At 41.5% G+C, this 13247-nt stretch carries 12 protein-coding genes; all 12 read left to right on the top strand.

Features of this window, described 5'->3' with window-relative positions:
• Positions 1-192 precede the first annotated feature (192 nt).
• The 12 genes from HT699_RS10430 (at position 193) to ileS (ending at position 13159) form a co-directional block, all read left to right on the top strand.
• The gene (locus HT699_RS10430; protein ID WP_000814626.1) at positions 193-1236 is read left to right on the top strand and encodes a D-alanine--D-alanine ligase; all 1044 of its coding nucleotides are present in this window, start codon (positions 193-195) and stop codon (positions 1234-1236) included.
• 83 nt (positions 1237-1319) lie between these two features.
• Complete coding sequence (gene murF / locus HT699_RS10425; protein WP_172934349.1) at positions 1320-2693, top strand: UDP-N-acetylmuramoyl-tripeptide--D-alanyl-D-alanine ligase; 1374 nt, start codon at positions 1320-1322, stop codon at positions 2691-2693.
• The gene (locus HT699_RS10420) at positions 2680-3291 is read left to right on the top strand and encodes an NUDIX hydrolase (RefSeq protein WP_000804584.1); all 612 of its coding nucleotides are present in this window, start codon (positions 2680-2682) and stop codon (positions 3289-3291) included. Before murF ends, HT699_RS10420 begins: the two co-directional genes overlap by 14 nt.
• Before the next feature lie 90 nt (positions 3292-3381).
• Positions 3382-4086 carry a TIGR02206 family membrane protein gene (locus HT699_RS10415; protein WP_001055261.1) on the top strand — a complete coding sequence of 235 codons (705 nt, stop codon included), beginning with the start codon at positions 3382-3384 and terminating at the stop codon, positions 4084-4086.
• 218 nt (positions 4087-4304) lie between these two features.
• On the top strand, positions 4305-5678 hold the full coding sequence (ftsA, locus tag HT699_RS10410) for a cell division protein FtsA (protein ID WP_050107773.1): 1374 nt from the start codon (positions 4305-4307) through the stop codon (positions 5676-5678).
• 16 nt (positions 5679-5694) lie between these two features.
• On the top strand, positions 5695-6954 hold the full coding sequence (gene ftsZ / locus HT699_RS10405; RefSeq protein ID WP_000144268.1) for a cell division protein FtsZ: 1260 nt from the start codon (positions 5695-5697) through the stop codon (positions 6952-6954).
• Positions 6955-6958: 4 nt separating this feature from the next.
• Complete coding sequence (locus tag HT699_RS10400; protein ID WP_100127742.1) at positions 6959-7630, top strand: YggS family pyridoxal phosphate-dependent enzyme; 672 nt, start codon at positions 6959-6961, stop codon at positions 7628-7630.
• 9 nt (positions 7631-7639) lie between these two features.
• On the top strand, positions 7640-8179 hold the full coding sequence (locus HT699_RS10395) for a cell division protein SepF (protein ID WP_000053381.1): 540 nt from the start codon (positions 7640-7642) through the stop codon (positions 8177-8179).
• Positions 8179-8442, top strand: a complete 264-nt coding sequence (locus tag HT699_RS10390; protein ID WP_000576513.1) for a YggT family protein — start codon at positions 8179-8181, stop codon at positions 8440-8442. Before HT699_RS10395 ends, HT699_RS10390 begins: the two co-directional genes overlap by 1 nt.
• The gene (locus HT699_RS10385; RefSeq protein ID WP_001032411.1) at positions 8439-9224 is read left to right on the top strand and encodes an RNA-binding protein; all 786 of its coding nucleotides are present in this window, start codon (positions 8439-8441) and stop codon (positions 9222-9224) included. Before HT699_RS10390 ends, HT699_RS10385 begins: the two co-directional genes overlap by 4 nt.
• 8 nt (positions 9225-9232) lie before the next feature.
• Positions 9233-10114: a DivIVA domain-containing protein gene (locus HT699_RS10380; protein ID WP_345789798.1), complete on the top strand. Its 882-nt coding sequence runs from the start codon at positions 9233-9235 to the stop codon at positions 10112-10114.
• A 252-nt stretch (positions 10115-10366) separates the two neighbouring features.
• Positions 10367-13159 carry an isoleucine--tRNA ligase gene (gene ileS / locus HT699_RS10375; RefSeq protein ID WP_172934348.1) on the top strand — a complete coding sequence of 931 codons (2793 nt, stop codon included), beginning with the start codon at positions 10367-10369 and terminating at the stop codon, positions 13157-13159.
• Positions 13160-13247: the final 88 nt, after the last annotated feature.

Here is a 13247-nt window from a genome sequence, read left to right as displayed (position 1 = left end):
TTAAGTGATAAAGTCGGGTGTAGACAAATTTACGAACTCCATTCATTTATAAAAAATCAAGGAGGCTGAAAATCGTTCCTATCGGCCTCTTTTTGTATAGTGTGATGAGTAGGATCAGGTTCAAGTTTTAAAAAACCAAGCAAATATGATATACTAAAGAGCGAGTATTCTAGTAGAATTAGGACAAATAATATGAAACAAACGATTATTCTTTTATATGGTGGAAGGAGTGCGGAACGTGAAGTCTCTGTCCTTTCAGCTGAGAGTATCATGCGTGCGGTTAACTACGACCGTTTCACAGTCAAGACTTTCTTTATCAGTCAGTCAGGTGACTTTATCAAAACGCAGGAATTTAGTCAGACTCCAGGTCAAGAGGACCGTCTCATGACCAATGAAACCATTGATTGGGATAAGAAAGTTGCACCAAGTGCTATCTATGAAGAAGGGGCAGTGGTCTTTCCAGTTCTTCATGGTCCGATGGGAGAAGATGGCTCTGTTCAAGGATTCCTTGAAGTTTTGAAATTGCCTTATGTCGGTTGCAATATCTTGTCATCCAGTCTTGCCATGGATAAAATCACGACTAAGCGTGTGTTAGAATCTGCTGGCATTGCACAAGTTCCCTATGTGGCTATCGTTGAAGGGGATGATGTGACTGCTAAAATCGCTGAAGTGGAAGAAAAATTGACTTATCCAGTCTTCACTAAGCCGTCAAACATGGGTTCTAGTGTCGGTATTTCTAAGTCTGAAAATCAAGAAGAACTTCGTCAAGCTTTGGAACTTGCCTTTCAATATGACAGCCGTGTCTTGGTAGAGCAAGGGGTCAATGCCCGTGAAATCGAGGTTGGTCTCTTGGGAAACTACGATGTCAAAAGCACGCTACCAGGAGAAGTAGTCAAGGATGTTGCCTTTTATGACTACGATGCCAAGTATATTGATAACAAGATTACCATGGACATCCCAGCCAAAATCAGTGATGATGTGGTAGCTGTCATGCGTCAAAATGCAGAGACGGCCTTCCGTGCCATTGGAGGCCTCGGTCTCTCTCGTTGCGATTTCTTCTATACAGATAAGGGAGAGATTTTCCTAAACGAGCTCAATACCATGCCAGGTTTCACCCAGTGGTCAATGTATCCACTACTTTGGGACAATATGGGAATCAGCTACGCAGAACTAATCGAGCGTTTGGTTGACCTTGCCAAGGAAAGCTTTAACAAGCGCGAAGCGCATTTGCTATAAAATGAAAGAGAGGGTAGAAGCCAGAACCATCACTGCCAGGTGACTAGAGTTCTCGGGCTTCGACCCTTTTTAAAGGAGTAGAAATGAAATTAACAATCCATGAAGTTGCCCAAGCTGTTGGAGCTAAAAATGATGTTAGTCTTTTTGCGAACGCCCAGTTAGAAAAGGCTGAGTTTGACAGTCGATTGATTGGGACTGGAGATTTATTTGTGCCACTCAAAGGTGCGCGTGATGGTCATGACTTTATCGAAACAGCCTTTGAAAATGGTGCGGTAGCAACCCTGTCTGAGAAAGAAATCGCAAATCATCCCTACATTCTAGTAGACGACGTGTTGACTGCATTTCAAAAACTAGCTGCCTACTATCTTGAAAAAACGACTGTTGATGTCTTTGCTATTACGGGTTCAAATGGTAAGACAACGACCAAGGATATGTTGGCACATTTGCTGTCAACAATCTACAAAACCTACAAAACTCAAGGAAACTACAATAACGAGATTGGTCTTCCTTACACAGTTCTCCATATGCCTGAAGGAACAGAAAAGTTGGTTTTGGAGATGGGACAGGATCACTTGGGAGATATTCATCTCTTGTCAGAATTGGCTCGTCCAAAAACAGCCATCGTGACCTTGGTTGGAGAAGCCCATTTGGCCTTTTTCAAAGACCGTTCAGAGATTGCTAAAGGAAAAATGCAAATTGCAGATGGCATGGCTGAAGGTTCTTTGCTTTTGGCACCAGCTGACTCCATTGTAGAGGCCTACTTGCCAGCTGATAAAAAGGTGGTCCGTTTTGGGCAAGGAGCTGAGTTGGAAATCACAGACTTGGTTGAGCGTAAGGACAGTCTGACCTTTAAGGTTAATTTCTTGGAACAAGCCCTCGATTTGCCAGTGACTGGTAAGTACAATGCCACTAATGCTATGATTGCTGCTTATGTGGCCCTACAAGAAGGAGTTTCAGAAGAACAAATTTGTCAGGCCTTCCAAAATCTTGAATTGACGCGTAACCGTACCGAGTGGAAGAAAGCAGCCAATGGAGCAGACATCTTGTCAGATGTTTACAATGCCAATCCAACTGCTATGAAGCTGATTTTAGAGACCTTCTCTGCCATTCCAGCCAATGAAGGGGGCAAGAAAATTGCGGTTTTAGCGGACATGAAGGAACTGGGTAACCAGTCAGTTCAACTCCATAATCAGATGATTTTGAGCCTTTCTCCAGATGTGCTGGATACCGTGATTTTCTACGGAGAAGACATTGCTGAATTGGCCCAACTTGCCAGTCAAATGTTCCCAATTGGCCACGTTTACTATTTCAAGAAAACAGAAGACCAAGACCAATTTGAAGACCTAGTCAAGCAGGTCAAGGAAAGCCTCAGTGCCAATGATCAAATCTTGCTCAAGGGCTCTAACTCTATGAACCTAGCCATGTTGGTAGAAAGTTTAGAAAATGAAACCAAGTGATTTTGTTAAGTATCTGCAAAGAATGATTGCCCTTACAGATACTGGCTTAACCTTTACAAAAGATCCTTTTGACTGTGAGCGCTACGAAGACTTGCGAAGTCTGTTATCTGAAATGTTGAATCAGGTATCAGACCTTGATGCAGACGAAGTGGCAGAACTCTTGAAACCGACCTCCGCTTATGCGACTCCCTTAATGGACGTCCGTGCTTGGATTGTTGAGGATGAGAAGATTTGTCTGGTTAGGGGACAAGGAGAGGATAGTTGGGCTTTGCCAGGTGGCTTTGGTGAAGTCGGCTATTCTCCAACTGAAAATATTCTCAAGGAAATTGAAGAAGAAACCGGTTTTAAAGCCAAAGTTGAAAGACTGCTAGCTGTTTTTGATACCAATCGTTTCCAACTACAGAGCAAACAATATGCAAAGTTTGTTTTTGAATGTAAGCTTCTCGATGGACAATTCCAAGAAAATCAAGAAATCGCTGACCTTCAATTTTTTGCAATTGACCAACTGCCGAATTTATCTGAAAAACGCATTACCAAGGAGCAAATCGAGATTCTTTGGCAGGTTTATCAAGGTCAGAGGGAGCAATATCTTGACTAAGAAGATGATTATCGTATTTCTAAATCCATTTTTGACAAATAGCATGGTATAATAATATGCAGGAAAATTTTGAATTATGAGGAAGACTAGATGAATTTATGGGATATTTTTTTTACAACTCAGCCAACAGAACCACCTAAATTTGACCTTTTTTGGTATGTTAGCCTATTTACGCTCTTAGCCTTGACCTTTTATACAGCCTATCGCTATCGTGAAAAGAAGGTTTACCAACGATTTTTCCAGATTTTACAGGCCGTTCAGTTGATCCTTCTTTATGGTTGGTACTGGGTCAATCATATGCCATTGTCAGAAAGCCTACCCTTTTACCATTGCCGTATGGCTATGTTTGTGGTACTCTTGCTTCCTGGTCAGTCCAAATATAAACAATACTTTGCATTATTGGGAACATTTGGGACATTAGCAGCCTTTGTTTATCCAGTGCCAGATGCTTACCCTTTTCCACATATCACCATTTTATCCTTTATCTTTGGTCATTTAGCACTCTTGGGGAACTCTCTAGTTTATCTATTGAGACAGTATAGTGCGAAATTGCTGGATGTGAAGGGAATTTTTCTCATGACCTTTGCCCTAAATGCCTTGATTTTTGTGGTCAATTTGGTAACAGGTGGGGATTACGGATTCTTGACAAAACCGCCATTGGTTGGGGATCATGGTCTAGTAGCTAATTATTTACTTGTTTCAATTGTGCTGGTAGCTACTATCAGTTTGACTAAGAAAATCTTAGAATTCTTTTTAGCTCAAGAAGCAGAAAAAATGATTGCAAAGAAAGCTTAACACAGAGCTTTCTTTTTTTGTCTTAGAGAGTTTTTACAAGCAGCTTATAAAATAAGAATTTCTGAACATAGAAACTCAAAAATTGGCTGGGAAATTTAGGAAAAAAGCAAGCATGATTAAATTTTTTGTGTTATAATATTCTGTGAATAGCTATGCCTAAGTTTAGCTATGGAATAATACGAAGTGCGAAACTTGGAAGATAGAGAGGATGCGATGTAATGGCTAGAGAAGGCTTTTTTACAGGTCTAGATATTGGAACAAGCTCTGTCAAGGTGCTTGTAGCCGAGCAGAGAAATGGTGAATTAAATGTAATTGGCGTGAGTAATGCCAAAAGTAAAGGTGTAAAGGATGGAATTATTGTTGATATTGATGCAGCAGCAACTGCTATCAAGTCAGCCATTTCCCAAGCAGAAGAAAAGTCAGGCATTTCGATTAAATCAGTGAATGTCGGCTTGCCTGGTAATCTTTTGCAGGTAGAACCAACTCAAGGGATGATTCCAGTAACATCTGATACCAAGGAAATTACGGATCAAGATGTTGAAAATGTTGTCAAATCAGCTTTGACAAAGAGTATGACACCTGACCGTGAAGTCATTACCTTTATTCCTGAAGAATTTATTGTGGATGGTTTCCAAGGGATTCGTGACCCACGTGGCATGATGGGGGTTCGCCTTGAAATGCGTGGTTTGCTTTATACAGGACCTCGTACTATCTTGCACAATTTGCGTAAGACGGTTGAGCGTGCAGGTGTTCAGGTTGAAAATGTTATCATTTCACCACTAGCAATGGTTCAGTCTGTTTTGAACGAAGGGGAACGTGAATTTGGTGCTACAGTGATTGATATGGGGGCAGGTCAAACGACTGTCGCTACAATCCGTAATCAAGAACTCCAGTTCACACATATTCTCCAAGAAGGTGGAGATTATGTAACTAAAGATATCTCCAAGGTTTTGAAAACCTCTCGCAAATTAGCGGAAGGCTTGAAACTGAATTACGGGGAAGCCTATCCGCCTCTTGCAAGCAAAGAAACCTTCCAAGTAGAGGTTATTGGAGAAGTAGAAGCAGTCGAAGTGACGGAAGCCTACTTGTCAGAAATTATTTCTGCACGAATCAAGCACATCCTTGAACAAATCAAGCAAGAATTAGATAGAAGGCGTCTATTGGACCTCCCTGGTGGTATTGTCTTAATCGGTGGGAATGCCATTTTACCAGGTATGGTTGAGCTTGCTCAGGAAGTCTTTGGCGTCCGTGTCAAGCTTTATGTTCCAAATCAAGTTGGTATCCGTAATCCAGCCTTTGCGCATGTGATTAGTTTATCAGAATTTGCGGGTCAATTAACAGAAGTTAATCTTTTGGCTCAAGGAGCGATAAAAGGTGAGAATGACTTAAGTCATCAGCCAATTAGTTTTGGTGGGATGCTGCAAAAAACAGCTCAGTTTGTACAATCAACGCCTGTTCAACCAGCTCCTGCTCCAGAAGTAGAGCCGGTGGCTCCTACAGAACCAATGGCGGATTTCCAACAAGCTTCACAAAATAAGCCGAAATTAGCAGATCGTTTCCGTGGCTTGATCGGAAGCATGTTTGACGAATAAAGAGGAAAAATAAATTATGACATTTTCATTTGATACAGCTGCTGCTCAAGGTGCAGTGATTAAGGTAATTGGTGTCGGTGGAGGTGGTGGCAATGCCATCAACCGTATGGTCGACGAAGGTGTTACAGGCGTAGAATTTATCGCAGCAAACACAGATGTACAAGCATTGAGTAGTACAAAAGCTGAGACTGTTATTCAGTTGGGGCCTAAATTGACTCGTGGTTTGGGTGCAGGAGGTCAACCTGAGGTTGGTCGTAAAGCTGCTGAAGAAAGCGAAGAAACACTGACGGAAGCTATCAGTGGTGCAGATATGGTCTTCATCACTGCTGGTATGGGAGGAGGTTCTGGAACTGGAGCTGCTCCTGTTATTGCTCGTATCGCTAAAGATTTAGGTGCTCTTACAGTTGGTGTTGTAACACGTCCGTTTGGTTTTGAAGGAAGCAAACGTGGACAATTTGCTGTAGAAGGAATCAACCAACTTCGTGAGCATGTAGACACTCTATTGATTATTTCAAACAACAACTTGCTTGAAATTGTTGATAAGAAAACTCCTCTTCTTGAAGCACTTAGCGAAGCGGATAACGTACTTCGTCAAGGTGTTCAAGGGATTACCGATTTGATTACCAATCCAGGATTGATTAACCTTGACTTTGCCGATGTGAAAACAGTTATGGCAAATAAAGGGAATGCTCTCATGGGTATTGGTATCGGTAGTGGAGAAGAACGTGTGGTAGAAGCGGCGCGTAAGGCAATTTACTCTCCACTTCTTGAAACAACAATTGATGGAGCAGAAGATGTGATTGTCAACGTAACTGGTGGTCTCGATTTAACCTTGATTGAAGCTGAGGAGGCTTCACAAATTGTGAACCAGGCAGCAGGTCAAGGAGTGAACATCTGGCTCGGTACTTCAATTGATGAAAGTATGCGTGATGAAATTCGTGTAACAGTTGTCGCAACGGGTGTTCGTCAAGACCGCGTAGAGAAGGCTGTTGCTCCACAAGCTAGACCGACTACTAACTACCGTGAGACAGTGAAACCAGCTCATTCACATGGCTTTGATCGTCATTTTGATATGGCAGAAACAGCTGAATTGCCAAAACAAAATCCACGTCGTTTGGAACCAACTCAGGCATCTGCTTTTGGTGATTGGGATCTTCGCCGTGAATCGATTGTTCGTACAACAGATTCAGTCGTTTCTCCAGTTGAACGCTTTGAAGCCCCAACATCACAAGATGAAGATGAATTGGATACACCTCCATTTTTCAAAAATCGTTAAGTAAATGAATGTAAAAGAAAATACAGAACTTGTTTTTCGAGAAGTCGCAGAGGCTAGTCTGAGTGCTCATCGAGAGAGTGGTTCAGTCTCTGTCATTGCAGTTACCAAGTATGTAGATGTACCGACAGCGGAAGCCTTGCTTCCGCTAGGTGTTCATCATATCGGTGAAAATCGTGTCGATAAGTTTCTGGAAAAATATGAAGCTCTAAAAGATCGAGATGTGACTTGGCATTTGATTGGTACCTTGCAAAGACGTAAGGTGAAAGATGTCATTCAATACGTTGATTATTTCCATGCCTTGGATTCAGTAAAGCTAGCAGGGGAAATTCAAAAAAGAAGTGACCGAGTCATCAAGTGTTTCCTTCAAGTAAATATTTCTAAAGAAGAAAGCAAACACGGTTTTTCGAGAGAGGAACTGCTGGAAATCTTGCCAGAGTTAGCCAGACTAGATAAGATTGAATATGTCGGTTTAATGACGATGGCACCTTTTGAGGCTAGCAGTGAGCAGTTGAAAGAGATTTTCAAGGCGGCCCAAGATTTACAAAGAGAAATCCAAGAAAAACAAATTCCAAATATGCCTATGACCGAGTTAAGTATGGGAATGAGTCGTGATTATAAAGAAGCGATTCAATTCGGTTCCACCTTTGTTCGTATAGGTACAGCATTTTTTAAGTAGGAGAGAACCATGTCTTTAAAAGATAGATTCGATAGATTTATAGATTATTTTACGGAGGATGAGGATTCAAGTCTCCCTTATGAAAAAAGAGATGAGCCTGTGTTTACTCCAGTAAATTCTTCACAGGAACCGGCTCTCCCAATCACTCAAACTCCACAATCAGCTGGAACAAAGGAGAACAATATCACCAGACTTCATGCAAGACAACAGGAATTGGCAAATCAGAGTCAGCGTGCAACTGATAAGGTCATTATAGATGTTCGTTATCCTAGAAAATATGAAGACGCAACAGAAATTGTTGATTTATTGGCAGGAAACGAAAGTATCTTGATTGATTTTCAATATATGACTGAAGTGCAGGCTCGTCGTTGTTTGGATTACCTGGATGGGGCTTGCCATGTTCTAGCTGGAAGTCTGAAAAAAGTAGCTTCTACCATGTATCTGTTGACACCAGTGAATGTTATTGTGAATGTAGAAGATATTCGTTTGCCAGATGAAGATCAACAGGGTGAGTTTGATTTTGATATGAGACGAAATAGAGTACGATAATGATTTTTTTAATTCGTATGATTTATAATGCAGTGGATATTTACTCCCTGATTTTGGTAGCCTTTGCTGTCATGTCTTGGTTTCCAGGCGCCTACGAATCCAGTTTGGGTCGTTGGATTGTAGCGTTGGTAAAACCAGTGCTTGCTCCCTTGCAACGCCTGCCTTTACAGATAGCGGGCCTTGATTTATCTGTTTGGGTTGCGATTGTTTTGGTTCGATTTTTAGGAGAAAACCTAGTCCGTTTTCTGGCGATGATAGGATGAATAAAGGGATTTATCAGCATTTCTCCATAGAAGATCGTCCCTTTCTTGACAAGGGAATGGAATGGATAAAGAAGGTAGAAGATAGCTATGCTCCTTTTTTAACTCCTTTTATCAATCCTCATCAGGAGAAGCTATTAAAGATTTTGGCCAAAACCTATGGTCTTGCTTGTAGCAGTAGTGGGGAATTTGTCTCGAGTGAGTATGTTCGAGTTTTATTATACCCAGATTATTTCCAACCAGAGTTTTCAGATTTTGAAATATCTCTTCAGGAAATTGTGTATTCCAATAAATTTGAACATTTAACGCATGCTAAGATTTTAGGGACAGTCATCAATCAATTAGGGATTGAACGGAAACTTTTTGGAGATATCCTAGTAGATGAAGAACGGGCGCAGATTATGATTAATCAGCAGTTTCTTCTTCTCTTTCAAGATGGATTAAAGAAAATTGGCCGTATACCTGTTTCGCTGGAGGAACGTCCTTTCGCCGAGAAAATAGATAAGCTAGAACAGTATCGAGAACTGGATTTATCTGTGTCTAGTTTTCGATTAGATGTTCTTTTATCAAATGTTTTGAAACTATCTAGGAATCAAGCAAACCAGTTGATTGAAAAGAAACTTGTCCAAGTAAATTATCATGTGGTAGACAAATCAGATTACACTGTTCAAGTTGGAGATTTGATTAGTGTGAGAAAATTTGGTCGCTTGAGATTACTTCAAGATAAGGGACAAACGAAAAAAGAGAAGAAAAAAATAACCGTCCAGTTATTATTAAGTAAGTGAGGAATAGAATGCCAATTACATCATTAGAAATAAAGGACAAGACCTTTGGAACTCGATTCAGAGGCTTTGATCCAGAAGAAGTCGATGAATTTTTAGATATTGTGGTTCGTGATTACGAAGATCTTGTTCGTGCGAATCATGATAAAGATTTGCGTATTAAGAGTTTAGAAGAGCGTTTGTCTTACTTTGACGAAATGAAAGATTCATTGAGCCAGTCTGTATTGATTGCCCAAGACACAGCTGAGCGAGTGAAACAAGCAGCACATGAACGTTCAAACAATATCATTCATCAAGCAGAGCAGGATGCGCAACGCTTGTTGGAAGAAGCTAAATATAAGGCAAACGAGATTCTTCGTCAAGCAACAGACAATGCTAAGAAAGTTGCTGTTGAAACAGAAGAATTGAAGAATAAGAGCCGTGTCTTCCACCAACGTCTCAAATCTACAATTGAGAGTCAGTTGGCTATTGTTGAATCTTCAGACTGGGAAGATATTCTTCGCCCAACAGCTACTTATCTTCAAACCAGTGATGAAGCCTTTAAAGAAGTGGTTAGCGAGGTACTTGGAGAACCGATTCCAGCTCCAATTGAGGAAGAACCAATTGATATGACACGTCAGTTCTCTCAAGCAGAAATGGCAGAGTTACAGGCTCGTATTGAAGCAGCCAATAAAGAATTGGCTGAATTTGAAGCTCAGACTAAACAGGAAGTGGAAGCTCCAACTCCTGTAGTGGGTCCTCAAATGGAAGAAGAACCTGCTCAACCAGTTGGTCCAATGTATGAAGAACCAGAAGTAGCTCCAGTGCATCCGTCAGGTCCATCACCAGCTATAGAAACGTTTGATTCAGCACCAGGATTTGCAGCACCGCAAGAATCCGTTACAATTTTATAAGAAATATTCTGAGAACAATATCTTATCCTTATATTTCCAGCGAGCAGGAGATGGTGTGAGTCCTGTAATCCCTATTGATAAGATTATCCTCTCAAAAACTCAAGTCTGAATGGAGTAAGATTTGACGTTCCCCACGTTACGGGATAAGAGGGAGAAAGACTAAATCTTTTTCCGAATAAAGGTGGTACCACGATTTTCGTCCTTTTTGGCAGTCGTGGTTTTTAATTTGTTATTATTTATAAAGGAGATACCATGAAACTCAAAGATACTCTTAATCTTGGTAAAACAGCTTTCCCAATGCGTGCAGGCCTTCCGACCAAAGAGCCAGTTTGGCAAAAGGAATGGGAAGATGCAAAACTTTACCAACGTCGTCAAGAATTGAACCAAGGAAAACCTCATTTCACCTTGCATGATGGCCCTCCATACGCGAACGGAAATATCCACGTTGGACACGCTATGAACAAGATTTCAAAAGATATCATTGTTCGCTCAAAATCTATGTCAGGTTTTTACGCACCATTTATCCCAGGTTGGGATACTCATGGTCTGCCAATCGAGCAAGTTTTGGCAAAACAAGGTGTCAAACGCAAAGAAATGGACTTGGTTGAGTACTTGAAACTTTGCCGTGAATACGCTCTTTCTCAAGTAGATAAACAACGCGAAGACTTCAAACGTTTGGGTGTTTCTGGTGACTGGGAAAATCCATATGTGACTTTGACTCCTGATTATGAAGCAGCCCAAATCCGTGTCTTCGGTGAGATGGCTAATAAAGGTTATATCTACCGTGGTGCAAAACCAGTTTACTGGTCTTGGTCATCTGAGTCAGCCCTTGCTGAGGCAGAGATTGAATACCATGACTTGATTTCAATTTCCCTTTACTATGCTAATAAGGTAAAAGATGGCAAAGGTGTTCTAGATACAGATACTTATATCGTAGTCTGGACAACAACTCCATTCACAATCACAGCTTCTCGTGGTTTGACTGTTGGTGCAGATATTGATTACGTTTTGGTTCAACCTGCTGGTGAAACTCGTAAGTTTGTCGTTGCTGCAGAATTATTGACTAGCTTGTCTGAAAAATTTGGCTGGGTTGATGTTCAAGTCTTGGCAACTTACCGTGGTCAAGAACTCAACCACATCGTAACAGAACACCCATGGGATACAGATGTAGATGAATTGGTGATCCTTGGTGACCACGTTACCACTGACTCTGGTACAGGTATTGTCCATACAGCCCCTGGTTTTGGTGAGGACGACTACAATGTTGGTATTGCTAATGATCTTGAAGTCGCAGTGACTGTTGACGAACGCGGTATCATGATGAAGAATGCTGGTCCTGAGTTTGAAGGTCAATTCTATGACAAGGTGGTTCCAACAGTTATTGAAAAACTCGGCAGCCTCCTTCTTGCCCAAGAAGAAATCTCTCACTCATACCCATTTGACTGGCGTACTAAGAAACCAATCATCTGGCGCGCAGTACCACAATGGTTTGCCTCAGTTTCTAAATTCCGCCAAGAAATCTTGGACGAAATTGAAAAAGTGAAATTCCACTCAGAATGGGGTAAAGTCCGTCTTTACAATATGATTCGTGACCGTGGCGACTGGGTTATCTCTCGTCAACGTGCTTGGGGTGTTCCACTTCCTATCTTCTACGCAGAAGACGGCACAGCGATCATGACTGCTGAAACGATTGAACATGTGGCTCAACTCTTTGAGGAACATGGTTCAAGTATTTGGTGGGAACGTGATGCTAAGGACCTCTTGCCAGAAGGATTTACTCATCCAGGTTCACCAAATGGCGAGTTCAAAAAAGAAACAGATATCATGGACGTTTGGTTTGACTCAGGTTCATCATGGAATGGAGTTGTGGTAAACCGTCCTGAGTTGACTTACCCAGCAGACCTTTACCTAGAAGGTTCTGACCAATACCGTGGTTGGTTCAACTCATCACTCATCACATCTGTTGCCAACCATGGCGTAGCACCTTACAAGCAAATCTTGTCACAAGGTTTTGCCCTTGACGGTAAAGGTGAGAAGATGTCTAAATCTCTTGGAAATACCATTGCTCCAAGTGATGTTGAAAAACAATTTGGTGCTGAAATCTTGCGTCTCTGGGTAACAAGTGTGGATTCAAGCAACGACGTGCGTATCTCTATGGATATCTTGAGCCAAGTCTCTGAAACTTACCGTAAGATTCGTAACACCCTTCGTTTCTTGATTGCCAATACATCTGACTTTAACCCAGCTCAAGACGCAGTAGCATACGAAGAGCTTCGCTCAGTTGATAAGTACATGACGATTCGCTTTAACCAGCTTGTCAAGACCATTCGTGATGCCTATGCGGACTTTGAATTCTTGACAATCTATAAGGCCTTGGTGAACTTTATCAACGTTGACTTGTCAGCATTCTACCTTGATTTTGCCAAAGATGTTGTTTACATCGAAGGTGCCAAATCACTGGAACGCCGTCAAATGCAGACTGTCTTCTATGACATTCTTGTCAAAATCACCAAACTCTTGACACCAATCCTTCCTCACACAGCGGAAGAAATCTGGTCATATCTTGAGTTTGAAGCTGAAGACTTCGTTCAATTGTCAGAATTGCCAGAAGCGGAAACTTTTGCTAACCAAGAAGAAATCTTGGATACATGGGCAGCCTTTATGGACTTCCGTGGACAAGCTCAAAAAGCCTTGGAAGAAGCGCGTAATGCAAAAGTTATCGGGAAATCACTTGAAGCTCACTTGATTGTTTATCCAAACGAAGTAGTGAAAACTTTACTCGAAGCAGTAAACAGCAATGTAGCTCAACTTTTAATCGTGTCTGAATTGACCATCGCAGAGGGACCAGCTCCAGAAACTGCTGTTAGCTTCGAAGATGTAGCCTTCACAGTTGAACGCGCTGCAGGCCAAGTATGTGACCGTTGCCGTCGTATCGACCCAACGACAGCAGAACGCAGCTACCAGGCAGTCATCTGTGACCACTGTGCAAGCATCGTAGAAGAAAACTTCGCGGACGCAGTCGCAGAAGGATTTGAAGAGAAGTAAGGTTGTTGTATGATACTAAGAAGGAAAAGGATTGCCAAACAGTCCTTTCCTTTTTGGTTTTGACTAGCTTTTTTGTGAAAAATTGTGT

The organism is Streptococcus sp. 1055 (assembly GCF_013276815.1).
Taxonomy (GTDB): domain Bacteria; phylum Bacillota; class Bacilli; order Lactobacillales; family Streptococcaceae; genus Streptococcus; species Streptococcus pseudopneumoniae.
This window is presented reverse-complemented; position numbering and strand designations above follow the sequence as displayed.